At 68.2% G+C, this 26,663-nt stretch carries 16 protein-coding genes and 3 pseudogenes; 14 read left to right on the top strand and 5 right to left on the bottom strand.

Going from position 1 to position 26,663, the window contains the following annotated elements; genetic code table 11:
- Nucleotides 1-9: 9 nt before the first annotated feature.
- A complete protein-coding gene (locus tag ACQEVY_RS01005; RefSeq protein WP_432943765.1) occupies nucleotides 10-3,561 on the bottom strand; it encodes a ThuA domain-containing protein in 3,552 nt (1,183 codons plus the stop codon).
- Between the two features lie 653 nt (nucleotides 3,562-4,214).
- On the opposite strand from ACQEVY_RS01005, the gene ACQEVY_RS01000 reads away from it, so the two are divergent.
- The 6 genes from ACQEVY_RS01000 to ACQEVY_RS00975 all read left to right on the top strand — a co-directional run bounded on the left by ACQEVY_RS01000 (nucleotide 4,215) and on the right by ACQEVY_RS00975 (nucleotide 12,205).
- Nucleotides 4,215-5,726 (top strand): sugar ABC transporter ATP-binding protein, encoded by a 1,512-nt coding sequence (locus ACQEVY_RS01000; protein WP_432943763.1) that lies wholly within the window; start codon nucleotides 4,215-4,217, stop codon nucleotides 5,724-5,726.
- A complete protein-coding gene (locus tag ACQEVY_RS00995) occupies nucleotides 5,723-6,694 on the top strand; it encodes an ABC transporter permease (protein ID WP_432943761.1) in 972 nt (323 codons plus the stop codon). The genes ACQEVY_RS01000 and ACQEVY_RS00995 overlap by 4 nt, the downstream gene beginning before the upstream one ends.
- 1 nt (nucleotide 6,695) lies before the next feature.
- Nucleotides 6,696-7,667 carry an ABC transporter permease gene (locus ACQEVY_RS00990; protein ID WP_432943759.1) on the top strand — a complete coding sequence of 324 codons (972 nt, stop codon included), beginning with the start codon at nucleotides 6,696-6,698 and terminating at the stop codon, nucleotides 7,665-7,667.
- Nucleotides 7,668-7,694: 27 nt separating this feature from the next.
- Complete coding sequence (locus ACQEVY_RS00985) at nucleotides 7,695-8,879, top strand: ABC transporter substrate-binding protein (RefSeq protein ID WP_432943757.1); 1,185 nt, start codon at nucleotides 7,695-7,697, stop codon at nucleotides 8,877-8,879.
- A 4-nt stretch (nucleotides 8,880-8,883) separates the two neighbouring features.
- Nucleotides 8,884-9,765, top strand: a complete 882-nt coding sequence (locus ACQEVY_RS00980; protein ID WP_432943755.1) for a sugar phosphate isomerase/epimerase family protein — start codon at nucleotides 8,884-8,886, stop codon at nucleotides 9,763-9,765.
- A gap of 130 nt (nucleotides 9,766-9,895) precedes the next feature.
- A complete protein-coding gene (locus tag ACQEVY_RS00975) occupies nucleotides 9,896-12,205 on the top strand; it encodes an RICIN domain-containing protein (protein WP_432943753.1) in 2,310 nt (769 codons plus the stop codon).
- An 82-nt stretch (nucleotides 12,206-12,287) separates the two neighbouring features.
- On the opposite strand, the pseudogene ACQEVY_RS00970 reads toward ACQEVY_RS00975, so the two are convergent.
- Nucleotides 12,288-12,632, bottom strand: a pseudogene (locus ACQEVY_RS00970) (transposase); the annotation flags it as partial.
- A 204-nt stretch (nucleotides 12,633-12,836) separates the two neighbouring features.
- Nucleotides 12,837-13,442 carry a lytic polysaccharide monooxygenase auxiliary activity family 9 protein gene (locus ACQEVY_RS00965; protein WP_432955001.1) on the bottom strand — a complete coding sequence of 202 codons (606 nt, stop codon included), beginning with the start codon at nucleotides 13,440-13,442 and terminating at the stop codon, nucleotides 12,837-12,839.
- A gap of 210 nt (nucleotides 13,443-13,652) precedes the next feature.
- Between ACQEVY_RS00965 and ACQEVY_RS00960 the strand changes: the two are divergent.
- Nucleotides 13,653-14,092: pseudogene (locus ACQEVY_RS00960) on the top strand (transposase); the annotation flags it as partial.
- A gap of 33 nt (nucleotides 14,093-14,125) precedes the next feature.
- Here the strand turns inward: ACQEVY_RS00960 and ACQEVY_RS00955 are convergent.
- The gene (locus ACQEVY_RS00955) at nucleotides 14,126-14,896 is read right to left on the bottom strand and encodes a FadR/GntR family transcriptional regulator (protein WP_432943751.1); all 771 of its coding nucleotides are present in this window, start codon (nucleotides 14,894-14,896) and stop codon (nucleotides 14,126-14,128) included.
- A 417-nt stretch (nucleotides 14,897-15,313) separates the two neighbouring features.
- Between ACQEVY_RS00955 and ACQEVY_RS00950 the strand changes: the two genes are divergently transcribed.
- The 7 genes and pseudogenes from ACQEVY_RS00950 to ACQEVY_RS00920 all read left to right on the top strand — a co-directional run bounded on the left by ACQEVY_RS00950 (nucleotide 15,314) and on the right by ACQEVY_RS00920 (nucleotide 24,958).
- Nucleotides 15,314-16,327: a mandelate racemase/muconate lactonizing enzyme family protein gene (locus tag ACQEVY_RS00950; RefSeq protein ID WP_432943749.1), complete on the top strand. Its 1,014-nt coding sequence runs from the start codon at nucleotides 15,314-15,316 to the stop codon at nucleotides 16,325-16,327.
- Nucleotides 16,328-16,389: 62 nt separating this feature from the next.
- Nucleotides 16,390-16,635: pseudogene (locus ACQEVY_RS00945) on the top strand (SDR family oxidoreductase); the annotation flags it as partial.
- Nucleotides 16,636-16,691: 56 nt separating this feature from the next.
- Nucleotides 16,692-17,633 (top strand): RNA polymerase sigma factor, encoded by a 942-nt coding sequence (locus tag ACQEVY_RS00940; RefSeq protein WP_432943747.1) that lies wholly within the window; start codon nucleotides 16,692-16,694, stop codon nucleotides 17,631-17,633.
- Nucleotides 17,634-18,070: 437 nt separating this feature from the next.
- On the top strand, nucleotides 18,071-18,481 hold the full coding sequence (locus ACQEVY_RS00935; protein ID WP_432943745.1) for a non-reducing end alpha-L-arabinofuranosidase family hydrolase: 411 nt from the start codon (nucleotides 18,071-18,073) through the stop codon (nucleotides 18,479-18,481).
- A gap of 213 nt (nucleotides 18,482-18,694) precedes the next feature.
- On the top strand, nucleotides 18,695-20,179 hold the full coding sequence (locus ACQEVY_RS00930; RefSeq protein ID WP_432943743.1) for an RICIN domain-containing protein: 1,485 nt from the start codon (nucleotides 18,695-18,697) through the stop codon (nucleotides 20,177-20,179).
- A 550-nt stretch (nucleotides 20,180-20,729) separates the two neighbouring features.
- Nucleotides 20,730-23,651, top strand: a complete 2,922-nt coding sequence (locus tag ACQEVY_RS00925; protein WP_432943741.1) for a glycosyl hydrolase family 95 catalytic domain-containing protein — start codon at nucleotides 20,730-20,732, stop codon at nucleotides 23,649-23,651.
- A gap of 59 nt (nucleotides 23,652-23,710) precedes the next feature.
- Nucleotides 23,711-24,958 carry an RICIN domain-containing protein gene (locus tag ACQEVY_RS00920; RefSeq protein WP_432943739.1) on the top strand — a complete coding sequence of 416 codons (1,248 nt, stop codon included), beginning with the start codon at nucleotides 23,711-23,713 and terminating at the stop codon, nucleotides 24,956-24,958.
- A 461-nt stretch (nucleotides 24,959-25,419) separates the two neighbouring features.
- On the opposite strand, the gene ACQEVY_RS00915 is transcribed toward ACQEVY_RS00920, so the two are convergent.
- Nucleotides 25,420-26,454 (bottom strand): LacI family DNA-binding transcriptional regulator, encoded by a 1,035-nt coding sequence (locus tag ACQEVY_RS00915; protein WP_432954999.1) that lies wholly within the window; start codon nucleotides 26,452-26,454, stop codon nucleotides 25,420-25,422.
- Nucleotides 26,455-26,663: the final 209 nt, after the last annotated feature.

Genomic DNA, 26,663 nt, shown 5'->3' with positions numbered 1-26,663 from the left:
TCGGACGGGCTATACGGCGGTGAACCGCCACTGTTGGTTGGTGCCGCTGTGGCAGCTCCATTGCAGGAGTCGTGCGCCGTCGGCCGTCGAGCCGCCGTTGACGTCGACGCACAGTCCACTGGGGAGGCTTTTCACCGTGTACACGCCCACCGTGGTGGTCGGTGTGACGAGGAACTTCTGCGGGTTGCCGTTGTCGCAGGTGGACTGCTGCAGGAACGCGCCCTGGGCGGTGGAGCCGTTGGTGACGGCGAGGCACTTGTCGCTGTGCACCGCCTTCAGGTGGACGGCGCCGCCACCGGCGTCGACGGCTTGCCACTTCTGGTTGTTGCCGCCGGTGGCCGACCACTGGACGATCTGGGCGCCGTCAGCGGTCGAGGCGCCGTTGACGTCCATGAATTTGCCGCTGTGCTGCGCTGCGACCGTCCAGGTCCGACCGGCCACGCCGCCACCACCGCCGCCCGGTTCGCCGACGCCGCTGCCGCCGAAGGTGAGCGAGTCGAGGTCGAACCAGTTGTTCGAGGTGCCCTTGAACACCAGGTAGAGCCGGTGCGAGCCGGCGAGATCGGCAGTGTTCACCGCCGGCGTGGACTGGTAGTTGTTCCAGCCGCCGGTGCTGGGCACCGGTGTCGTGGCCAGGAGTGTGCCGGTCGGGGAGTCGGCGCGCAGTTCGATCGATCCGCCGCCGCTCGGCGACGACAGGCGGTAGCTCACGTTCGTGATGCCCGACAGGCTCATCGGGTCGAACGCGATCCAGTCGTTGGCGGAGATGTTGCCGACCCGCTTGCCGCTCTCCGCGCCGGCCTGCTCGACGACCTGCACACCCGACTGGTCCGTGTAGAACTCGGCCTGTTTGTGCTTGGGCTGGAGGATCGCGTGAGCGTAGCCGGTGAGCGGGGCCGCACCGCCGGGGCCGCCGTCGTCGGTGTAACGGGCGTTGAGGACGTAGTACAGGTTGGCGCCGTCAGGGTGCCCGCCGAGCAGCGTCGTGTCGATGGTGCCCGAGCACCCCGGGTAGTCCGTGGTCTCATGCTGGTGGTCGTCGTGGCCGAGGGCGGGGTTGACGAACACCTTTGTGCAGTCGATGGGCGCGCCGCCGGGGTCCGAGACAGACACCTTGTACGAGACGCGGTCGCCGAAGTCCAGCATGCCGCCGTCGGGCGGAATCGTGATGGTGACCTTCGGTGCGGTGTTGCCCACGGTGATCGGCACGTTGGCGAAGGCCGTCTTGCCGGTGTTGTCGGTGACCTTGAGTTGGGCGGTGTAGTTGCCGTTGGCGGTGTAGGTGTGTGACGGGTTGGCCGCCGTGGACGTGGTGCCGTCGCCGAACGTCCAGTGGTAGCTGAGCGTGCTGCCGGGATCCGGGTCCGTGGACCCCGCGCTGCTGAACTGCACGTTCAGTGGCGCGTCCCCATTGGTGGGCGTTCCGGTGGCTTTGGCGATCGGCGACCGTCCGCCGTGGTTGTAGTCGATGCGGTAGAGACCCGAGTCGTTGTTGCCACCGCCGAAGTTGGTGCCCCATTCGAGCAGGTACAACGAACCGTCAGGCCCGAACTCCATGTCCATCGGCTTGAGGAACTTGGCGGCGGGCAAGAAGGAGTTGGTCCGGGTGACCGCGGTCGCGGAGTCGAAGTGGACCTCCTTGACGGTGTGGCGCGACCACTCGTAGAAGAAGTGGACCCCGTCGTAGTAGGGCGGGAACTTTGTCTCGGACGGGTTCGCGGCGTCGTAGCGGTAGACCGGTCCGCCCATCGGCCCCGAGCCGCCGGAGCCGAGTTCGGGGAAGTTCGGTGAGACGCCGTAGCCGTACCACATGTTCGGCGCGACGATCGGCTTGAGGCTGGTCAGGCCGGTGTTGTTCGGCGAGTTGTTGACCGGTGCGTTGCAGTTGAACTTGGCGCCGACGACGCCGGTGCTCGGGTTGTAGGGCGCGTAGGCCTGGTTGTCGCCGTGGCAGAACGGCCAGCCGTAGTTGCCCGGGGCCTTGATGACATTGAGTTCGACGAGCCCTTCGGGGCCGCGGTTGGTCGCGGGCGGGTTCCGGTCCGGGCCGTAGTCGGCGAGGTAGACCCACCCGTTGTCCGGGTCGATCGAGAAGCGGAACGGGTTGCGGAAGCCCATCGCGTAGATCTCCGGCCGGGTCTGCGCCGTGCCCTGCGGGTAGAGGTTGCCGGCCGGGACGGTGTAGCCGCCGTCGGCCGACGGCCGGATGCGCAGGAGCTTGCCACGCAGGTCGTTGGTGTTGCCGGCGGTGCGGGCGGCGTCGAGGTTGGCCTTGCCCTGCCGCCAGTCCAGCGGGGCGTAGCCCTGCCAGTTGGAGTCGAGGTTCGGTGGGACGTCGTCCCCGGTGCCGATGTAGAGGTTCCCGTCGGGGCCGAACTCGATGTACCCGCCCGTGTGCCCGGGCTCGGCGAACGTGCGGTCCCGGGTCGCGGGGATGTCGATGATCGTCACCTGGCTCGACATGTTCAGGGTGTCGCCGGTGAGCGTGAACCGGGAGACCCGGTTGATGTCGTTCGGGACTCCGGCCGGGGAGTGATACAGGTACACGTAGCCGTTGCTGGCGAAGTCGGGGTCGAGCGCCAGTCCGGTGAGGCCGTCCTCGCCGCCGGTGTAGACGCTGAGCGTGCCGGCTGTCACGGTGCTGTTCGTGGTCGGTTTGAAGATCTTCAGCTGACCGGCCCGCTGGACATAGAGCACCCGCCCGTCCGGGGCGACCGCGAGAGCCATCGGGTCCGCGGTGTTGTCGTCGAGGGTGCGCTTCTCGAAGTTGCTCCACACGGTGCCGCCGCAGTCGCCGGGCTCGTTGCCGGCCGCCCACTTGACGCCACCGAGGACGTGGTTGCGGAAATGGGTCTCGCTGTAGGCCGCGCTGGTGTGCCCCATGGCGGTGGCCCAGACGCGGCCGCCGCCGGTGTTGCGGCACCAGGAGATGGGGTGGTCCGGCCCCATGGCGCGGGGGCCCGGGTTGTACGTGCGCTCGTCCGCGGTGACCAGGACATGGACGTCGCCGCGGGGGTTGCGGTCGAAGTTGTACCACTCCTCGCTGCGGTTCCATCGGTCCGGCAGGCCGGCCGTCGACGGGTGCTTCTTGTCCGCGACGATGGCGGCGCCGGGCAGCACGCCGGGGGAGTGCTCCGGCATGTGTGCGCTGCCGTTGATGGTCTGGTCCCACCACGGGTACTCGTTCTCGATGCCCATGTCTGTGGCGTTGTGGATCGCGACGATGCCCTTGCCGCTGGCGAGGTAGCCCTCCACCGCCTGACGTTGGGCCGCCGTGTTCCACACCATTCCCGAGGTCTGGAACATGATGAGCACGTCGAAGGTGGCGAGGTTTGCCGGGGTGAAAACGCTCGAGTCCTCGCTATGGACCAACTCGAAGTTGTTGGCCGCCGCCTGCTCCCGAAACATCGCGAGGCCGGCCGGGATCGAATCGTGCCGGTAGCCGGCCGTCTCCGTGAAGACCAGGGCTCGGAAGGCCGGCGCCGCTGACGCCGGTTGGGCGATGACGAGCGACAGGAGCACGCTCGCGATCGCCCCGAAGATTAATATGATGCGACGCATGCCGTCTCCTATTTCGGCGGAGCAACGATGGCATGACCACGGGCACGCGTCGGCCGCACCTCCGATGCGCCAGAGTGCCTGAGTGCGTCGTAGGCACGCGTGTGCCGTCAGCTCGTCATCCCGTCCGCCGTGACGGGCAGTCAAGTCCCTACGGAATACAGGGGCGTCACTCCAGATGCGACCGTCTCCCGTGGTCTGGCGGCCAGCATGCAGCGGCGTATTGCAACAGTCAATATGGCTCGGGTGCGGCCGATTCGATAACACTTTTTGGGTATCAATTATCGTCGTTTGGTGCGCGACTGTCGTCGGGCCGATTCCATAACACTTTTTGGGCATCAATCGTCGTCGTTTGGCGGGCGACTGTGGACGGGCCGATTCGATAACAGATTTTGGCGTATCAATCGCTGTCGACTGATCGCCGGTCCACATTGAGCAATCGAACGGCGAACTTCCTACTGTGATGTCCGGTGGTATTGCCAGGCGCTCATCGAGGCATTTACCCTCGGGGCCGCGATGTCGCCATCGCGTCCGGCGAAAGTTCGCGGCTATTCGACGACAGCTCGCGGGCGGGAGCTGTCATTCCATGCCGGCCGTACCAATTCAGCTATCGGTGACTCAATCCTGCTGACGACGCGAATGTAGAGGGTCCCACGATGTCTGGCCTGCTGCCGTCGCCGCTGCTCGCTCTGCGAGGCATCGGCAAGTCGTTCCTCGGCGTGCGGGTGCTCGATGGCGTCGACCTCCAGGTCCGGCCGGGCGAGGTGCACGCGGTCGTCGGCGAGAACGGCGCCGGCAAGTCCACGCTCATGAAGGTGGTGTCCGGCGTCTACCAGCCCGACGAGGGCACGGTTGAGTTCGCCGGCGCACCGCGGACGTTCCGCAGCCCACGTGAGGCCCAACAGGCCGGTATCGGCATCGTCTACCAGGAGCTGACCCTGCTGCCCGAGCGCACCGTCGCGGAGAACGTCTGCCTGGGCCGCGAGCCCCTGCGCCACGGGCTCGTCGACCGTAGGGCGATGCTCAGCCACACCGCGGGGCTCCTCGCCTCGATCGGGGAGGGCTCGTTACCGCCCGACACGCGCGTGGGACGACTCGGCGTGGCGCAACAACAGGTGGTCGAGATCGTCAAGGCGCTCGCCCTCGACGCGCGGCTGCTCATCATGGACGAGCCCACCGCGGCTCTCGCCGACCACGAAGTCGACCAGCTCTACGCGCTCGTACGGCGGTTGCAGGAGCACGGGATAGGCGTGCTGTACGTCTCGCACCGCCTCAAGGAGGTCTTCGACCTGTCCAGCCGGATCACCGTGCTCAAGGACGGCCGGGCGGTGGCCACCTTGGACACCGCGGACACCAGCGCCGATCAGCTGGTGCGCCACATGGTCGGCCGCGAGCTGTCGAGCTACTACCCCGACCCGGCGAAGCCGCAGGAGCTGGGCCCGGTGCGGCTGACTGTCCGGGGCGGAGGCAACCGGAAACTGCGCGGCATCGACCTACGGCTGCGCGCCGGCGAGGTGCTCGGCGTCGGCGGCCTGCAGGGCTCCGGCCGGTCGGCGTTGGCCCGCGCACTGTTCGGCGCCGCACCGTTCAGCACCGGCCAGGTGACCGTCGACGGAGCGCCGGTCCGGCTGCGCTCGCCCCGCGCCGCGATGCGGGCCGGTATCGCCTACGTCTCCGAGGACCGCAAGGGCGAGGGGATCGTCGCCGAGCAGTCGGTGCTCGACAACGCGCTGTTGGCCGGCCGCGCCGTCCGCCCGGGCTGGGTCGGCCGCGGTGCCCGGACCGCGCGGGTCCGGGAGCTGCTCGCGGCCGTTGAGCTTCGCGCCGCAGGGGAGGACCAGGAGATCCGTTTCCTGTCCGGGGGCAACCAGCAGAAGGTCGTGCTGGCCAGGTGGCTCGCGCTCGCCCCGAGGATCCTGCTCTTCGACGAGCCGACCCGGGGCATCGACGTGGGCGCCAAGTCGGCGATCCACGATCTCGTCCGCCGGCTGGCCCGCGACGGCGCCGCCGTGCTGATGGTCTCGTCCGAGCTGCCCGAGCTGCTCGGCATGAGCGACCGGATCATCGTCATGCGCGACGGCCGGATCGCCGGCGAGCTACCCGCCGGCGCGGCAGAGGAGGATGTCGTCGCCCTGGCGGTCGGCACCGTGCGGGGGGCGGCCGGATGAGCGGCGCGCTGTCCCTGCCGGCCCGGCGGACCCCGCCCGGCGTGTTCGTCGCCCTGGTCCTCACCCTGGCGATCGGTTGGCTCATCGTCACGGCCGATGGCGGCCGGCTGTTCAGCCTGCCGACGACGGTGAGCCTGCTGCACGTCGCCGCCGGTCTGGGCCTCGTCGCGGTCGGCCAGACGCTGGTCATCGTCGGGGGCTCGCTGGACCTGTCCGTGGCGTACGTGGTCAGTCTGAGCACCCTCGTCGCCGCCGAGACCATGGCCGGTGACGACGGTGCGCTGCTGCCGGCGATCGGCCTGACGCTCGCCGTCAGCGCCACGATCGGCCTCGTCAACGGCCTGCTCGTCACCACAGCGCGGATCAACCCCTTCATCGCGACCGTCGGCGTCGGACTGCTGCTGAAGGGATACCTCGACAACGGATACGACGGCCCGGCCGGCAAGACCGCACCCGCCCTGGTGCAGGGCCTGGGGTACCAGCGCATCGGCCCGGTGCCGCTGTCGTTCCTGCTGCTGCTCGCCGTCGCCGCCGCGGCCTGGTTCGTGCTGGCGCGCACCCGCTTCGGCCACCACCTGATCGCCGTGGGCGGTGACCCGGAGGTCGCCCGGCTCTCCGGCGTGCGCAACAGCCGGGTCCTCGTCACCGCCCATGTGCTGTGCGCCCTCTGCGCCGGCCTCGCCGGGGTCTACCTCGCCAGTCGGCTCGGCGCCGGCGCACCAAGGGTGGGCACCGAGGGACTGTACGACCTGGAGTCGATCGCCGCGGTGGTGCTCGGCGGCACCGCCCTGGCCGGCGGGCGCGGCGGCGTTGTTGGCACGGTCGGTGGCGTGCTGCTGCTCGCGAGCATCGACGCCATCTTCAACCAGCTCGAGGTCGACGTGTTCTTCAAGCAGGTGATCCGTGGCGTGATCATCATCGCGGCGGTCGCCGTCTACGCCCGCCGGGCGATGCGAAAGGCGTCATAGCATGCAGATCGCGCGCCCACTGCGGCTCCTCAAGTTCCGCTCCGGCGGTCTCGTACCGATCATCGTGATCCTGGCGGTGTTGTTGGTTCTGCTGACCGCCCGCCAACCGGACTTCCTCTCGCCGCCATCGCTGATGTCGTTCCTCGGCCGCTCCGCGCCGATCATCCTGCTCGCCGCCGGCCAGTACTTCGTGATCGTCTCCGGCGAGTTGGACCTGTCCGTCGGCTCTCTGGTCACCGCGCAGGTGGTCATCGCGGCCCGGCTGATCGACAGCGATCCGTCGGCCGGCTGGCCTGTCGTCGTGCTCATGCTCGCGTTCGGCATCGCCGTCGGCCTCGTCAACGGCCTCGTCACCACGCGGCTGCGGGTGCCGTCGTTCATCACGACTCTCGGGATGTTCCTGATCCTCGTCGGTGCCGTGTACCTGTGGTCCAACGGTGCCCCGAAGGGCGGCCTCTCCGAGGAGTTCCGCCGGCTCGGTCGGTCGGCTTTCGAGGACGTGCCCGCGCTGGGCCGGATACCGTACGCCCTGGTCATCCTGCTGGCGGCGGCCGCTCTGGCGCTGGTGCTGACGCGTTCGGACTTCGGCCGCACCCTGGTCGCCGTCGGCGGCAACCCGCGGACCGCCGAGCTGAGCGGCGTGCGCGTGTGGCGCGCCAAGACCATGGCGTTCGTCCTCAGCGGACTCGCCGCCACGCTCGCGGCGGTCCTTATCGGCGGGTACAGCGGAGTGTCGTTCCAGGCCGGTGCCGGCCTTGAGTTCGGCGCGATCACCGCGGCGGTCCTCGGCGGTGTCGCTCTGGGCGGGGGCCGCGGTTCGGTCGTCGGCGCGATGCTGGGCGCGCTGACCCTCGAGACGCTCTTCACGCTCATGAACTTCTACGGCGTCTCCGGCGCCCTCAAACCGACCGTCCAGGGCGCGATCATTCTGTTCGCCGTGGCGGCGGCGTCCTTCCGTTTCCCGTCCAGATAAATTTCCCGTCCAGATAAAGGGGATTCAGTGAGGCATTCCACGACGGTGCTGGCCGTAAGCGCCTTACTGGTGCTGGCCGGCTGCTCCACCGACGAGCCCACCACCGGCGCATCGGGTTCGCCCTCCGCGGGCAGCGGGTCGGGCACCGGCAAGCAGTCGAAGTTCTTCGTGCAGGCCGACTACGACAAGCAGCTCGCGCTCCTGGACGCCGGGCCCACCGGGCCGGCCGGCAAGCCCTGGGAGCAGGCGCTCAACCCGGCGATGGTGGAGACCGCGAAGTTCAAGAAGCCCGGACCGTACAAGATCTGCTTCTCCAACGCGGGGCTGAACAACCCCTGGCGCCAGGTCGGTTTCAAGACCATGCGGGCCGAGGTCGACACGCACCGCGGCCGCATCTCCGAATTTGTCCACGTCGATGCCGAAGGCAAGGACCAGAAGCAGATCGCCGACATCAACGACCTGCTCGGCAAGGGCTGCGACGCGCTCATCGTCTCGCCGAACACCACCGCGACGCTCACCCCGGCCGTGGAGGCCGCCTGCCAGAAGGGCCTGCCGGTCATCGTCTTCGACCGCGGCGTCGACACGACCTGCCCGGTGACGTTCATCAACCCGATCGGCGGCTACGGATTCGGCCACGTCGCGGCGGAGTTCGTCACCCAGAAGATGAAGCGGGGTGGCAAGGTGCTCGCGCTGCGCATCCTGCCCGGCGTCGACGTGCTGGAGACCCGTTGGTCCGCGGCGAAGGTCGCCTTCGACAAGGCGGGCGTCGACGTCGTCGGCGTCGAGTTCACCGACGGCGACCCGGCCAAGACGAAGAAGATCGTCAACGACTACATCCAGCGGTACGGCACGATCGACGGTGTCTGGATGGACGCGGGGGCGGTCGCGGGCGCGGCGGTGGAGGCGTTCGAGGACGCCGGCAAGCCGGTGCCGCCGATCAACGGCGAGGACCAGCTCGACTTCCTGAAGCTGTGGAAGGACAAGAAGCTCACGGCGATCGCCCCGACCTACCCGACCTACCAGTGGCGCACCCCGATCATCGCCGCGCTGAAGATCCTCGATGGCGAGCAGGTGCCGAACCCGTGGAAGCTGCCACAGCCGACCATCACCCAGGACAACCTGGACGAGTACGTCGACCCCACCATGCCGCCGCTGCACTACGCGATGTGCGGCTGCACCGACCTGCCCGGTTACCCGCGGCGCTGGAAGTAGTTCGGTGTACACCATCGGTGTCAACCCGTGGGTCTGGGCCTCGCCGGTCGACGACGCGGCCATGGCCGAGCTGGTGCCGCGGATCGCCGCGTTCGGTTTCGACGCGGTCGAGCTGCCGATCGAGCAACCCGGCGACTGGGACCCCGCCCGCACCCGGGACCTGCTGGCGGCGTACGGCCTGCGGGCGGTCGGCGTGTGTGCGGTCACCTCGCCCGGACGTGACCTCGTGAACGCCCCGCCGGAGGCCGTCGCCTCCACCGAGGCGTACCTGAAAACGTGTGTGGACAGTGCGGTGGCCGTCGGCGCGCCCTGCGTCGGCGGCCCGGTCTACGCCGCGGTGGGGCGGACCTGGCGCATGTCACCGGTGGAGCGCGCGGCCTGCTACGCGGACGTCCGCCGCGCCCTGCGGCCAGTGGCCGACTACGCGGGGGAGCGGGGCGTGAGCATCGGTGTGGAGGCCCTCAACCGCTATGAGACGAGCGTCGTCAACACGGTCGAGCAGGCGGTGGAGCTGATCGACGGCCTGCCCGCGAATGTCGGTCTCATGATCGACACGTATCACATGAACATCGAGGAGGCCGACCCCTACGAGGCGCTCGTCACGGCTGGTCCGCACATCAAGCACGTGCAGGTCAGCGGCACCGACCGCGGCGCCCCGGGCGCCGACCACTTCGACTGGCCACGCTTCCTCGCCGGCCTGGCCACGACCGGCTACGGCGGCGCGGTGTGCATCGAGTCGTTCACCGCGCAGAACGAGGCCATCGCTACCGCGGCCTCGATCTGGCGGCCGCTTGCCCCGTCGCAGGACACCCTCGCCCGTGACGGGCTTTCCTACCTCCGAACCGTCCTCCGCGGACTGGAGAACGCTCCCCCGCACACCGAGTAGCCCGGTCGCGCCGTCATCTCCTTCCGCCCGGGAACTGCCATAAGGAGAAAGCGTGTTGACAACTCTCAGTCGGATACGAAGGCGGCTTCTGGCCGGAGCCGCCACAGTCGGTTTAACCACGACCGCGGTGATGGCGTCCCCCGCGCCCGCATCCGCAGCTCCCCTCACTGTGTACGTCTCGCCGTCCGGCACCGGCACTGACTGTTCCAGCGCGCAGCCGTGCTCACTGACAGCTGCGCAGACGGCGGTGCGATCGCTCAACGACGCCATGTCGGACGACATCGTGGTGCAGTTGGCCGACGGTGTGTACCGGCTGGCCCAACCCTTGCGGCTGACGGCGGAGGACTCCGGCTCAGGCGGTCACACGGTCGTGTGGCAGGCCGCCCCGTCGGCACGTCCGGTGATCACCGGTGCCCGGGCGGTCACCGGTTGGTCGGTCGCCGACGCAGCCAAGAACATCTGGCGGGCCGACGTGCCCGCCGGCGTCGATGCCCGGCAGCTCTATGTCGACGGCGCCGTCGCCACCCGGGCACGCACGCAGGTGAACAGGGCCGATTTCACGGCCACCACCGCCGGAATGAGGTTCTCGGGCGGTGCGCTGAGCTATCTGAACAACCTGGCCAACCAGAGCCGGATCGAGGTGGAGAGCGTCAACTCCTTCACCGACCGGTACTCGCCGGTGCAGAGCATCAGTGCGAACTTCATCACGATGCAGCAGCCGGCGTGGAACAACAACAACTTCGGCTACGACACCCTCATGCGGCCACACCGGGCCGGTCCGTTCTACCTGTCCAACGCGTACGAGTTCCTGGACTCGCCCGGCGAGTGGTACCTCAACCCCACGGCCGGAGCCTTGTACTACATCCCCCTGGCCGGGCAGAACATGAGCACCGCCGGCGTGGAACTGCCGACGCTGCAGTCGCTGGTGAACCTCGGGGGCACGTACAGCGAGCCGGCGCACCACATCACGTTCAGCGGGATCACCTTCACCGGTACGAGCTGGCTGGGCCCCAGCAGCAACCAGGGTTACGCAGACCAGCAGACCGGCGCGTACATCGCCGGCAACTGGAGCTGGCCGAGCTTCGACTCCTGCCACAACGGCTGCACGCAGTTCGAGGCCGCCCGGCCACACTGGCTGCAGATGCCGGCCGCCGTGCAGATCTCCGCCGCCAACACCATCACCTTCAGCGACTCCAAGTTCGTCAACCTGGGCCAGACGGCCATCGGTATCGGCAACGACGCCAACGCGCACGCCAGCGGCGTCGGCCTGGGCGCCGACAACATCACGGTGACGCGGTCGGAGATCGCCCGGAGCTCAGCCGGTGGCATCCTCGTGGGCGGCGTGCGCGCCGACGCCCACCACCCCAGCGACCAGCGCATGGTCAACAGGAACATCACGATCAGCAACAACCGCATCCACGACCTCGGGGCGGACCACCGGGGCATCGTCTCTGTCCTGACCACGTACGTCACCAACAGCACCGTCGCCCAGAACGAGGTCTACAACATGCCGTACTCCGGCATGTCGATCGGGTACGGCTGGGGCGCCAACGACGCGGGCGGCAGCAACCACTATGCCAACCGCGGCCTGTACAACTACCAGCCGCGCTACACGACGCCGACCACCGCGTCCAACAACCGGCTCATCGGCAACTACATCCACGATGTCATGCAGCAGATGAACGACGGTGGCTGCATCTACACGCTCGGATGGAACCCGAGCGCGCTGATCAGCCGGAACCACTGCCTGCGGACCAACGGACACTTCGGGCTGTACTTCGACGAGGGCTCGAAGTACTACACGGCCACCAACAATGTCTTCTCGAACACCGGTACGTGGGCGACGGCCAACTACTGGGGTGGCGAGAACATGGGGAACTGGACCGTCACCAACAACTGGTCGACCAACGGCAGCACGAACGTGACCAACGGGGACCGCGGCAACGTGGTCTCCGGCAATGTCACGGTCACCAACGGCAATTGGCCTTCCGGTGCCCAGGACGTGATGGCGTCCGCCGGACCGAAGGACACCACCCCACCGCCGACAACGGCTCAGCAGATCGTGGGCGCGCAGTCCGGCCGCTGCCTGACCGTCCCCGGCTCCAGCACCACCAACGGCACCCAGACCCAACTCTGGGACTGCACCGGCGCAGCCGGCCAGACCTGGACCTACGCCGCCGGCAAACAACTGACCGTCCACGGCAACAAGTGCCTCGACGCCAGCGGACGCGGCACCACCAACGGCACCCCGGTCATCATCTGGGACTGCAACGGCCAGAACAACCAACAGTGGAACGTCAACCCCAACGGCACCATCACCGGCGTCCACTCCGGACTATGCCTCGACGCCAACGCCAACGCCGACGGCACCGCCAACGGCACCAGGACCACCCTCTGGTCCTGCCACAGCGGCACCAACCAGCAGTGGGCACTGCGATAGCGGAATCAACGCCTATCCGCTCCCTTGAGACAGGAGCGGATGCCGGCAGCGGGGCCCGAGTGGGTGCGGGCCCCGCTGCGCCTCGGTGGATCTGCGGACACGCGGTGTCGTGGTGAGCACGGACGGTCGTGGAGTCCACGCTGACCAGGGACAGGTCTGTCTTGCCCTGGCGGGCGGATTCGGCGATCAGGCCCTCCAGCAGGGCGGTGAAGACACCGGCGTTCCGCCAGACCCGGAAGCGTCCGTAGACGGTCGGCCAGGGCCCGAATGCTTCCGGCATCTCCCGCCACTGCGCGCCTGTCCTGAACCGTCAGATCACCCCCTCGAACTGCTCGCGCAGCCGCTCGGGGTACGGGCCGTACTCACCTATCGGCAGGAACGGCTCGATCAACTTCCGTCGCTCGTCGGTGAGTTGCCTGCACGTCACAAAAGTCTTCCTACTGGATCCGCCTCCCAGACGGATCCGGAACGACAAAGATTGATCACGACATCACTCAGACCCTAGGAGCACAGGAAGCCCCGTCGGGGCAGGGTGACCAAATGGGTCCCCTGGCCCGACGGAGCTCGGTCGGCCGGGCGGCGGGTTACCGGCGCCCGGCAGGGGCCGATCCCGTGTGCGGCGCTCCCCGGCTCAGCCGAAGTTCACGTCGCTGCACCACATGTAGGCCTGGTCGAGGTGCGAGGCCTGCCAGATCACGAACAGGATGTGGTGTCCGGTGTAGCCGGAGGTCTGGACGGGGAACGTGATGTCCTTCGCCGGGGCGAAGCGGCCGGTCTGCGTGATGAAGTCGAGGTTGCTCCAGCCCAGGGTCTGGGTCTTGGGGTTGAAGCCCTGCTTGCTCACGTAGACCTTGAAGTAGTCGGCACCGTGGGACGCCTGGTCGTACAGGTGGACCGAGAAGTTGTTGCCGACGGTGGTGGTCTTCCACTGCCCGGGCTTGTCCAGGCTGGCGTTCCTCGAGAGGTTGTTGCTGCAGAGCGTCCCGTCGGGGGTCCGCGCCTGGAACTGGCCACCGAGGCCGTCGCGGAGCGCGCTCATCCAGTTCCACATGGTGTCGGGGTTGGCCTGGAAGGCCTGCCAACACATGGGGTCTTGGGTCTGCATGGCCGGGTTGGTGTGGTTGCTGCCCCAGGTCTTCCAGCACTGGTACGCGCGGGTGGCGGGGCCGACGACGGTGCCGTGAGCCTGGGCGGGGGCCGACCAGGTGAGGGCGCCGACAACCACGGCGAACAGCATGACGAGCGCCTGGAGAGGCCGGTGGAGGGATGACCGCGAACGCCCGGCTAACGGACTCTGTTTGCGCATGTGGGGGGACTCCTTCCAGTTGCAAGACTGTCGTGGGAGCGCTCCCAACGGTTTGCAAGGCTGCCATGGGAGCGCTCCCAGCGTTAGGTCTTCTGAGTGAGATGTCAATGAAACAAACGGAGTTGATTACAGGGGTGGGGTCTCACCGCGGACCGCAAGTCCCGTCCGTTGTCGTTCGTCCTGAGCGCGGGACGGGCCGCTGACAGCCCGCAGTTCGTCCCCGTGCTGCAGAAGGTGCGGGTCCGTCTGCCTGTTGGCCGTCCCCGGACCCGGCCCGGCGCTGTCGCCCCGGACAAGGCCTACTCAGCCCGCGCCAATCGCTCTTACCTGCGCGAACGCAACATCAAGGCAGTCATCCCGGAGAAAAAGGGCCAGGCCGCCAGCGGAAGAAGAAGGGCAGCCGGGGCGGCCGGCCCTCAGGTCACGACGCCGATCTCCACAAGGAACGGAACACCGTCGAGCGGCTGATCAACCGGCTGAAGGACTGGCGCGGCATCGCCACACGCTTCGACAAGACGCCCGAAAGCTATCTCGCCTGCCTCCACCTCCGCGCCTCTATGATCTGGATCAACGACTGCTGACGGCAGCCGGTTGATCACGACGTCACGCAGGCCCTAACGCCGCAGCCGGGCCGGCTCGCCCGGCCCGCTGCGGCGCACCATCCACGCCTCGGTGATGTGGGTGAACATCGCCTCGGCCGCGCCCTTGGGGTCGTGCGCGGCGATCCGCTCGTAGATGCGCCGATGGCCGTGGTTGGACGCGACGCAGAAGGCGCGGCCGGTTCGGCCCATGTAACGGGCAGAGCTGATGACCTGGCGCTCCAGCGAACGGACCACGGCACGGCCGATGCGGTTCTCCGACGCCTGCATGACGGTGTCGTGGAACGTCCGGTCCTCTTCGTTGTACGAAGCGGGGTCGTCGACGAGCTCATCCATCCGCTCCACCAGACTGTGTAACTGGTCGATCACCTCGGCGTTCGCCAGACGAGCGGCGACGTTGGCCATATCGGACTCCAGTACGCGGCGGGTCGCGACGAGGTGATCGAGGATGGCCAGGCTCTCGTCTTCGGCGATGGTGGCGCCGAGGACCAGCTCGTCAAGCATGTTCCACATCGCCGGCGGGGTAACCATCGTGCCGGCGCCCTGGCGGACCTGCACCAGCCCCTTCTCCTGAAGAATCTTCACCGCCTCGCGGACCACGGTGCGGCTGACCGAGAAGGTCTCGCAGAGCACGGGCTCGGAGGGTAGCGGCGAACCGGACGGATGGACTCCACGGACGATCCGCTCCACCAGCTCAACCGTGACCGCGGCGGCAAGGTTCGCCGGGCGCCGGCTCCAGGCGGGGGTCTGGGAGTCCTCTGCGGATGACTGCGGTACTGCCGTCATGACACCCCCGGAATCCGTGCCCTACCACGAATGCTCGCCAACTATAGGGCATCCGGTTGACGTCATACGTCATACGAGTTACATACGTCATACGAGTTGCGTTCCTCCTCAACCTCAACTGCCGGACAGCCGGCCGCCTCAGGAGAGCGGGGCAGCAATGCGAACACTGTGGGAGGCGATCCTGGTTGCCGGGATCGTTGTCTTAGCCGGCTGCGGAAGCGCCTCCGACCCGGATTCGGCGTCCGGTGGTTCGAAGGGCAAGCTCGTCGTCCGGGACTGGAACTCCGGCGACGCCACAGCGCCCTCATACGTCAAACCACCTTCGCAGCCGGTGTCCTGATCGCCGGGCTACCCGTGTTGGTGACCTACCTGTTCCTGCAGCACCAGATCGCTGACGGCGCGACGAAGGGCTGACGCATGCGCATCACCGGGTACAGAAGCCTGACGACGGCGCAGCATTGGGGTCAACCTGTCGGTGACGCCAATGGCGTCTACGTCGACGGCGTCGTGCCCGTGCCGGTCGTCATCGTCGAGACCGGTGAGGGGATCACCGGAGTCGGCCTGGGACCGCACGTGGAAGCCGAGGTGATTTTCGCCGTCGGCGTGGTGTTCGGCACGATCGGTACGTTCGACACGGCGTTGTGGGACATCAAGGCACAGGCCGTGGGTGAGCCGCTGTGGCGGTTGCTCGGCGGCGACGACCGCATGGTCCACGCCTACGCCTCCGGCCTGGACATCGGCCTCACCGACGACGAGCCCGTCGCCACCTACCACGGGACCCGGCCAGGGCTCATGCTGGATGCGAACGAGTCCTGGAGCCGCAAGCAGGCGGTACGCCACGTCGGTGAATTGGAACGCACACTCGACCTGACCTGGATCGAGGAGCCAGTCCGGCGCTGGGACGCCGACGGCCTGGCCGCAGTCAGCCGTGGCGTAAGGACGGCGGTCGCCAGTGGGGAGAACCTCACCGGCCTTGAGCAGTTCCGCCCGCTGATCGCGGCGGGAGGCGTCGACATCGTCCAGACGGCCGCGGTCTGGGGAGTCACCCACTTCCTGCGTGTCGCCGCGCTGGCGCACGCCTACGACCTGCCGGCCAGCCCGATCGGCAACACGCCTGTCGCGCTGCTGCACGCCGCGACGTCGGTGCCCAACCACCTCGTCAGCGAACTGCAGGGCCTGCAGCCGCCGATCGGCGTCTCGATGGACCTGCACGTCGAGGACGGCGCCTTTGTGCTCGGCGACATGCCGGGCCTGGGCATCCGGATCGACGAAACGGTGATGACCGCGGCCCGTCAGCGAACGGCACACGCACCCGACGGACCGCACATACGGCCGGAGCAGGCCGGCCGGCGGCTGCTCGCGGTCACCCCTGGACCATGCCGATCCACCGCGGAAGGGACGTTCGACACCATGGGGATGGAGGATCGATGAAGGCGGTTTTCTACCGCGGGGCCCGCACCCTCGAGATCGAGAGCCGGGTCGCCGAGGCGCCGGCCCTGGCGAAGGAGTGGGGCGCGCGCGGCGTCAACGTCAATGCACCGGGCTACATCGCCACCGACAACACCGAGGCGTTACGCACGGACCTCCAGTGCGACCAGGCGATCCTTGGACGGATTCCGGCCGGTCGCTGGAGACGCGCCGACGATTTCGCCGGGGCCACGCTGTTCCTCGCCTCCCCGGCGTCGGACTGTGTCCACGGCATCGTTCTTCCCGTTGATGGCGGATGGCTGGGGCGATGATGGGCGGCCCAGCATTACGAGCCGGCCGCGCCCGAGGCAACGTATATGGGCTCGTGATGCGAGCCGGTCGAGCCGACGAGACGAGCCTTGTCGTCGCCGCGCAGGCCGGCGATCCACGAGCGCTCGACGACCTGGCCGCGACGTACCTGCCGCTGGTATACGCGATCGTGCGCAGGGCACTGGGTGAGCTTGCGGACGTCGACGACGTGGTGCAGGAGACGATGCTGCGGGCACTTCCTGAGCTGCGCACGCTGCGCGCCCCGGAGTGCTTCCGGCCGTGGCTGGCCACGATCGCGACACGACAGATCAGCACCCATCTGCACCGGCGGCAGGCGGACGCCGAACGGACGGCCCCCCTCGACGAGATGGCCGACCCGCCGGACGCCGACGCCGAGAACCTGGCCCTGATCCACGTCGAGCTGTCCGGTCATCGCCGAAAGACCGTACGCGCCAGTCGATGGCTCGCCCCGGACGCCCGGGCGCTGCTGTCGCTGTGGTGGCTGGAGACCGCGGGCCGGCTGACGAGGGCGGAGCTCGCGTCGGCGCTGGGAACGAGCGTCGCTCACGCGGGTGTGCGCGTCCAGCGCATGCGCAACCAGCTGGAGCTGAGCCGGTCACTCGTCGCCGCGCTGGAAGCCAGCCCCCGGTGCCCACAGCTGACCGCCGCGCTGGGGGGCTGGGACGGCGTACCGAGCACGCTGTGGCGTAAGCGCATCACCCGGCACACCCGATCCTGTGCGGACTGCGGCCGGACCGCCGACGAACTGGTGCCCCTTGAGCGGCTGATCGTCGCCCTGGCGCTGCTCCCCGCCCCGCTGGCGCGGTCGGCCACAGTGCTCGACAAACCTGCGCTCGTCGGGGCGACCGAGAATGCCGTCGTGATGGGAGCCGATCGGCCGAGGTCGGCTCCGGGCCGGTTGCCGGCGTCGAGGCTGGGTTACTCGGCCAACTCGCCTGAGGGCCGCTTGAGTCGGCACCCAAGTCTTCGCGTTCGGTGACGGCACCGTGCTTTTCGGCACTACGGCGACTGCGACTGTTCAAGCCGGCCGCCGATAACGAAAACTGCCGCGATTTACACGCGTCCGGCACTCCAATTCGCCGCCTGAAAAGGTTATGAGGGGTGGCCGCCAATAGTCCCGCTTCTTCGGTTAGTTGCACGACGGCCAAGGCCCATATATATCGACGACTCCCTCTTGATTGGACCATGACAATCCGTCTATCTTCTGGTCGTCGACGCGTAACGTGCCTCATTCATGACCTGTGAAAGTGGAAGCCAAAAGCGATCTACGGATTGCTGGCGCCGACGCAGTGAGGTGGCTCCGACTTCGAAAGGTGCCGGTGATGAACGAATTCGTGCACTCGGCTGATCCGCCGCGGCTGCCCCGGGCCCGAGCCGATCCTGCCCCTGCTGTTAGCCCTGCCAGCCGGGTTGGTCGTGGCCGGCACGGTGCCGCTGTTCACGGGCACCGCCGACGCGGCGTCCACATTGGGCGCCTCGGCGGCGGAAAAGGGCCGCTACTTTGGCGCCGCGGTCGGCACGTACAAGTTCTCCGACAGCCCCTACATGTCGGTTCTCAACCGCGAGTTCAACAGCGTCGTCGCCGAGAACGAGATGACGGAGTCGAGCCCGTTCGCCCGCTCCTACAACGTGACGTTCTCGGGCCCGGCGTGGACCCGGGATTTCAGCCACGGGGAGCTGATCCGGGCCGGTGACGACCAGACCGTGCCGTTGAACCCGTGCCAGTTGCAGTTTCTGTACCAGGGCATGGACCCCAACGCCGGCGGCGACTACGTCTCCCTGCCGTGGCGGACGGGGCTACTCACCCAGACCAACTCCACCTGCTGACCGGAGATCCGGGCGAAGCCGGGAGCGAGGCTTTCCAGGCGCCAACGGCAGCGGCATGACGCTGACATGCTCGCTGCGCGAGCGATCTGGGAGGGGGCCGGCGCGGAGAGGGCAAGCTCCGCGCCGGCTCGGCCGGCTGCCGGCAGGCGGCCAACGTCAACAGATCCTGCACAGCGCAGACGTGACCACACCGCCTACCGGGAGGGGACGACCATGCCCCACACCCATCGCCGGCGCTACCTCGCCCGGACGCTCGCCTGCATCCTGACCGCTCTCAGCGCGCTCGCGGTCGTCGAGCACCAGAGCGACGCCTCGCCGGCCGCCGCCGACACCGCCCAGTTCCGCGGCGTCAACTGGGCCCGGCTCGGTGACAACTTCCACGGTGGACCGCTCGTCCTGCACGGATTGAGCGGCTCCGACAGCTACCAGACGGTCGTGGCGAAAGCCAACGCCATCTACACCGGCTTCGAGAACAACCTCGGCGCCAACACCGTTCGGCTCCCGATCAACACCTACACAGTCGGGACGAGCTGGTGGAGCGCGTATACGGGCGCGATAGACGCAGCCACCGCGAAGGGATTCAAGGTCGTCCTCTCCTACTGGGACGACGGGGTGGCCGCCCGCGGCGGTCGCATCGTCAACGCGAGCGCCTTCGACACCATGTGGAACACCGTGCTTGCCCGGTACGGCACGAACAGCCTCGTCTACTTCGAGCCGATGAACGAACCGGGAGGGCACAGCGCCGGCGAGTGGGCGGACGTGGTGAGCAACTGGATCAGCAGCCGCCCGTCGATTCCGCGGAACCGCATCTTCGTCAGCGGCGCCGGCCTGAACACTGACATCGGATCCATGTGCGCCGACCGCCGCCTTGACGGGACGTTCCTGTCGCTGCACCACTACACGTTCTTCAGCGGCGCGAAGACCTACGACCAGTGGGTGGCGTACCTGCGGGACGCGATCGGCTCCTGCGCCGACCGCACTGTCGTCGATGAGTTCGGCGCGCCGATGGATACCGGGCTCAACTACCACGACGCCGGCAGCACCGACAACTTCGTACGCTACTTCCGGGCCACCACCACGGTGCTCCGGGAACTGCGGATCGGCTCCATCTACTGGCCCGGGCTGGGCGGGAAGATACGCGCTGGCCAGGGCGACGACTGGTATGCCATGCAGAAACTGCACGGCACCGGTACCAACCTCACGCTCAGCACCCCCAGCGCCGGCGGCCGCGAGCGCCTCAGATACGGCTGGGGCTTGGATGGCGACGTCCCGGCCCCGACCAGCCTGCTGCGCAACGTCAGCACCGGGCGCTGTCTGGACATCCCCGGCGGGACCACGGCGAACATCCAGGTCCAGGTGTACACCTGCGCCAACACGGATGGCCAGCAGTGGACCTTGACGGCCGGCGGACAGATCACCGCAGCCGGGGGCCAGAAGTGCCTGGATGCGTACAGCAGCGGGACGACGAACGGCACCGTGGTCGGCACGTGGGCGTGTAACGGCGGCGACAACCAGCGTTGGACGGTGGGCGCTGACGGCACCATCCGCAGCGTTCACTCCGGCCTCTGCCTCGACGTGAACACCGCCACCTTCAAGGTGCAGCTGTGGGCGTGCTGGGGCGGCGACAACCAGAGATGGCAGATCCAGAACACTGACGCGCGACGCGACGCCCGACTCGGCGGACACGATGGACGGTGACCGCCGGCCGCGGCCGAGCCGATGGCTACAACGACGCCACAGTAGACGGTCTGCCGGCAGCTCAAGGGTCGTTTTGTTCTACGAGGCGACGAGGTTCGCCACCGGGCGCAAGAACGCGCTCCGCGTGGAGATCAACGGTCACTCGGCGCGGTCGCCTTTGCCCTGCCCCGGCATTCGCTCGCCGCCTCCGCGGTGGCCCACCGCTCACTGGACTTCCTGCGCGCCGCGGCCCGCCTCGCGCCCATCGGGGCAGGAGTGGCGGCCGAGACCTCGACCGTGACGGCGACGAAGGGGGTCGGCCGATGACCCCCGACCAGTTACGAACCGCGCTTCGAGACGTGCCCGATGGCGGTTGGCGGTCTGTCCTGCTCGGCGCGCCGGCCGCCCCGCGTTCGCGAGGAAGGACTGAGGCCGGCGCAGGGCCGGTCACCCAGCCGGTGGCCGGCCTGCGGCTCGTCGGAGAAGACAGCGAACGGCCGTCGCCTTCCTCACGGGCGGTTTGTCATCACCAAAGTCAGTGACCTGCTCCAGTCCGTGAAGGGAGAACGACATGTCCGAGGTGACACGCAGACGGTTTCTCGCCGCCGGAGCGGCGGCTGGAGCAGGGATCGTGCCGGGTGGGTGGACGGCCATTGCCAGGAGCGGCTCGGCCGCGCCGCCGTTGGATCTGGCCGCCAACGACCTCGCCCTGTGGTACGACAAGCCGGCCGGCGCGGACTGGCTGCGGGCACTGCCGATCGGCAACGGACGCCTCGGCGCGATGGTGTTCGGCAACGTCGACACCGAACGGCTGCAGCTCAACGAGGACACCGTCTGGGCCGGCGGTCCGTACGACTCCGCCAACACCCGCGGCGCGGCCAACATCGCGGAGATCCGGCGGCGGGTCTTCGCGGATCAGTGGGCGCCGGCCCAGGACCTGATCAATCAGACGATGCTGGGCAGCCCGGCCGGACAGCTGGCCTACCAGCCGGTCGGAAACCTTCTGCTCTCCTTCGGCAGCGCTACCGGTGCGTCGCAGTACAACCGGACGCTCGACCTCACCACCGCCACGGCCATCACGACCTACGTGCTGAACGGCGTGCGGTACCAGCGTGAGGTGTTCGCCAGCGCACCTGACCAGGTGATCGTGGTCCGGCTGACGGCCGACCGGGCCAACTCCATCACCTTCAACGCCACATTCGACAGTCCACAACGGACTACGGTGTCCAGCCCGGACGGGGCCACGATCGCCCTCGACGGCATCTCCGCCACCATGGAGGGCATCGCCGGGCGGGTCCGGTTCCTCGCCCTGGCCAATGCCGCCGTGACGGGCGGCACGGTCAGCAGCTCGGGCGGCACGCTGCGGGTCTCCGGCGCCACCAGCGCGACGGTGCTGGTGTCGATCGGCTCCAGCTACGTCAACTTCCGGAACGTCGACGGCGACTACCAGGGGATCGCGCGGAGCCGCCTCAACGCTGCCCGCAACATCGGCATCGACGAACTACGCAGCCGGCATCTCGCCGACTATCAGGCGCTGTTCAACCGGGTGTCCGTTGATCTGGGACGTACGACGGCGGCCGACCAGCCGACCGACGTACGGATCGCACAGCATGCGCAAGTGAACGACCCGCAGTTTTCCGCCCTGTTGTTCCAGTTCGGCCGGTATCTGCTCATCTCGTCCTCTCGGCCGGGCACCCAGCCGGCGAACCTGCAGGGCATCTGGAACGACCAGATGGCTCCGTCCTGGGACTCGAAGTTCACCATCAACGCCAACCTGCCGATGAACTACTGGCCCGCCGACACGACGAACCTGTCCGAATGCTTCCGCCCGGTCTTCGACATGATCAACGACCTGACCGTGACCGGCGCCCGGGTGGCCCAGGCGCAGTACGGCGCCGGCGGCTGGGTGACGCATCACAATACCGACGCGTGGCGGGGCGCCTCGGTCGTCGACGGAGCGCAGTGGGGGATGTGGCAGACCGGTGGCGCATGGCTGGCCACCCTGATCTGGGACCACTACCTGTTCACCGGTGACATCGACTTTCTCCGCTCGAACTATCCGGCCATGAAGGGCGCCGCCCAGTTCTTCCTCGACACCCTGGTCGCCCACCCGACGCTCGGATACCTGGTCACCAACCCGTCAAACTCTCCGGAGCTCACTCACCATGCGAACGCCACCGTCTGCGCGGGGCCCACCATGGACAACCAGATCCTGCGCGATCTTTTCAACAGCGCTGCCCGGGCCGGCGAAATCCTTGGGGTGGACGCCACCTTCCGCGCTCAGGCAGTGGCGGCCCGCGACCGGCTGGCGCCGATGCGGGTCGGCTCCAGGGGCAATATCCAGGAGTGGCTGGCCGACTGGGTGGAGACCGAGCCGGCTCACCGGCACGTCTCCCACCTGTACGGTCTGCATCCGAGCAACCAGATCACCAAGCGCGGGACACCCCAGTTGCACGAGGCCGCGCGGCGGACGCTGGAACTGCGCGGTGACGACGGTACGGGATGGTCGCTCGCGTGGAAGATCAACTTCTGGGCACGCATGGAGGACGGCGCCCGGGCCCACAAGCTGATCCGGGACCTGGTGCGGACGGACCGGCTCGCGCCCAACATGTTCGATTTGCACCCACCATTCCAGATCGACGGCAACTTCGGCGCCACATCGGGCATCGCGGAGATGCTGCTGCAGAGCCACAACGGCGAACTGCACGTGCTGCCGGCGCTGCCGGCCGCCTGGCCCACGGGGCGCGTGAGCGGACTGCGCGGCCGCGGCGGATACACCGTCGGCGCCGAATGGAGCAGTGGCCGGATCGAGTTCGTCGTCACACCCGACCGAACCGGTGCCGTCCGGGTGCGCAGTCGGATCTTCGCCGGCGACTTCGCGCTGCGGGACGATTCGAGCGGCGAGCCGGTCCAGCCGAAGCGGCTCGAGGCCGATCTCATCGAGTTCGCCGGCCAGGCCGGCAAAACCTACCGCGCGTCCGCACTCAGGTCGGGGCCGGTGGAGGCCGGCGTGGCCTATCGGCTGGTGGCCCAGCACAGCGGCAAGGCTGCCGACATCAACGGTGCGTCCACGGCCGCAGGTGCGCGGCTGATCCAGTGGCAGATCACCGCCGGTCTCAACCAGCACTTCGAGTTCCTGCCCTCCGACGCCGGGCACTACAAGATCCGGGTTGGGCACAGTGGTCTGGTCCTGCACGTCGCCAGTAGCAGCAGCGGCGCCGACATCACCCAGCAGGCGGATACCAACGCCGCCGGCCAGCAGTGGCGCACAGTCGACCACGGCGGTGGCGTGATCAGTCTGGTCAACCGGCAGAGCGGCCTCGCCCTGGACGTGTGGGAGGCCTCCACCGCCGACGGCGCCCGCATCTCCCAGTGGGCGGCCACCGGTAGCACCAACCAGCGATTCCAACTCCACCGCATCCAGCCCCAGAGCGAACCGCGACCCGACCAACCAGGGAGAGCCAAGTCACCGAGCAGCGAGGGAGTCGCATGATGTCGATCCATAGATTGTTCTCTTGGCGAGCCGTGGTAGCGGCATTGCTCGCTCTCGCCATGGCCGGCGTGGCAGGAGTCAGCGCTGTGGCCAGCACGTCGCCCACCGCCGGGGCCACACTTGCGGGGACTGCCGGATGCGGACGTGCCCCAACACTGACGAACGGTACGCACACGATTCAAAGCGGCGGTAAGAATCGCTCCTTCATCCTGAGCATCCCTGAGAACTACGACAACACCCGCCAACATCGACTGGTCTTCGGATTCCACTGGTTGGGTGGCACCGCCGGGCAAGTCGCCGGCGGCGGAAGCGATGGCGACGTCTATGCCCACTACGGACTCCGGCGACTGGCGAACAACAGCACGATCTTCGTTGCTCCGCAGGGCATCAACAACGGCTGGGGCAACTCCGGTGGCGAGGACGTGACCTTCGTCGACGACATGATCAGGCGTATCGACAACGACCTCTGTGTCGACACCACGCAGCGCTTCGCCCTCGGGTTCAGCTACGGCGGAGCCATGAGCTACGCACTCGCATGTGCCAGGCCGGACGTTTTTCGTGCGGTCGCCGCGATAGCCGCGCCTGGGGGGATCAGCGGGTGCAGCGGGGGCACTCAGCCCTTCGCGTACATGGGAATCCACGGCATCAATGACAACATCGGCGCCGGTCGCGGGTTGCGGGACAGGTTTGTCAGGAACAACGGCTGTACTCCCCAGAACCCGCCGGAGCCCGCGCCGGGCAGCCGCACCCACATCACCACCGCCTACTCGGGTTGCCGAGAGGGGTATCCGGTCGTCTGGGCCGCGTTCGACGGAGGCCACCAGCAAGGCCCCGTGGACGGGTGCGCCGGCTGTGAGAGCGGCGCCAGGAGCTGGGTCAAGGAGGAGATCTGGAGCTTCTTCACGGGTGCTGACCCGAACCCGACCCCGACCACATTCCGGCTGCAGAGCCAGTCGGCCGGCCGATGCCTGGACGTCAGCGGTGCCAACTCGTCCAACGGCGCTCAGATGATCATCTGGGACTGCCACACCGGCGCCAACCAGCAGTTCACTCAGACCGGACAGACCCTGCGGGTGATGGGCAGATGCCTGGACGTGCCGAGCAACGCCGCCTCCGGCGCCCGAGCACGGATCTGGGACTGCACCGGCGGCGCGAACCAGCAATGGAATGTGAACACCAACGGAACCGTCAGCAACGTCCAGACCGGACTCTGCCTGGACGTCAACGGCGGCAGCACCGCCAACGGCGCTGCGGTGATCGTGTGGAGCTGCCACACCGGCGTCAACCAACGCTGGGCCCGAGCGTAAGCAGAAGTGTGAAGGCGGCCGCAGTAGTCGCGGCCGCCTTCATCTCCAGTTGGCCCAGCCTTTCGCACCGCGTCGATCATCTCTCGGTGGCAGCAGCCCTCCGGACGCCCGCCCCGGCCCGCCATCCACGACGGCACCGGCAGCAGATCCCGCACGAGTGCCCACTCGGCATCGCTCATGTCCGAGCCGTACCGCGGCCGGCGCTCCGGCCGGTCGGCCGCGTTCCCGAACCTGTGGGCGAGACAGTTCAGGCGCAGCGTCGATCTCCTGTCGGTGGTGCCTGGCCCAGCGACCATATGATCCATTGAGGTATCCCGGCACCCCATGTGACCTGCGGTGTACCAAAGTGCCAACTACCTCTGAATCCGGGCGTGGACCTAAGGAAGCTAGTTGGCATCGGCGCAGGTCACGAACGTTGCCCGGTGCCAAGTAGCGCTCCCGGTCACACTGAGCGGCGGCGCTCAGTTCTGCGGCGGGGCCGTGCTCTCGCGGACCACGAGGTGGGTGGCGATCTCGAGGCCGAGCTGAGGGATCTTCTCGCCGCGGCCGAGGGTCAGGGCCAACTCCGTTGCCGCCGCGGCCATTTCGGTCAGTGGTTGGTGCACGGTCGTCAGTGGTGGGTCCACCCAGGCCGTGACCGGTACGTCGTCGTAGCCGACCACGCTCAGGTCCTCCGGGATGCGCAGGCCGGCCTCGCGTGCCGCCTGGTAGACGCCGAGCGCCTGGAGGTCGTTGGCGGTGAAGATCGCGGTCGGCCGGTCGGGGCGGGTGAGCAGTTCGGCCGCCGCGGCGTGCCCGTCCTCCCGGGTGAGCTGCATGCGGACGATCAGCTCCGGGTCCACAGGAAGCCCGGCCGCCTCCAGCGCCGAGCGGTAACCGGCCATCCGCGCCAGGCAGAACGCGTGATCGGGGCCGCTGATCATGGCGATGCGCCGGTGGCCGAGGCCGATCAGGTGGCGTGCCGCGGACTGGCCACCCCTGAAGTGCGTGGCGGAGACGTACGGGACACCGTCGGAGACGTCGTCGATCGGGTCGAAGACGACGTACGGGATGCTGCTCGCCGCGAGGCGGCCGCGCTCCGCCTCGGAGAGCCAGGACACCGACAGGACGCACTGCGGGCGCCGCCCCGCGGTCTCGTCCATCGCGGCCTTCGAGTCGTGCAGGCCGAACTTGGAGACCAGGACGCCGATCCGGTTCCTGCTGGCCACCTCTTCCACGCCGCGCAGGATCTCCACGCCCCACATGCTCTCCAGCTCGCGGAAGACCAGCTCCACGATCTTCTGGCGGCGGCTTCCCGGGGGCTTGCGGTACCCGTACTTGTTGATCAGTTTCTCGACCCGGGCCCGGGTCTCGTCGGACACCCCGGAGCGGCCGTTGAGCACCTTGGACACTGTGGGGACCGAGACGCCGGCTGACTCCGCGATGTACGCGATGGTCACCGACGGCAGCCCGCCGCCCGACGCGGGCTGCTCGCTGTCCTTCGCCGCATCCTCGATCTTGTCCGCCACGGCTTCCTTTCCTCGTTCTGGGGGGCCGACCTGTCGCCCGCCCCTGCGTGCGCCCGCCCATATGGCGCCATTCTGGCATCGGAGCACGAGCGGGCTCACTCGCTCTCGGGCCGCGCGTGCGGGGACGGCGGCGTTCCGCTCACCCGCAGCGGTCCGTGGGGGCGGCGGGGGCGTGTCCGTCCCAGCCGCCGCGGACG

The organism is Streptomyces sp. CA-288835 (assembly GCF_050936385.1).
Classification (GTDB): Bacteria; Actinomycetota; Actinomycetes; order Streptomycetales; family Streptomycetaceae; genus Streptomyces.
Note: the sequence above shows the minus strand (reverse complement) of the source record. Positions and strands in the feature narration are given on the sequence as shown.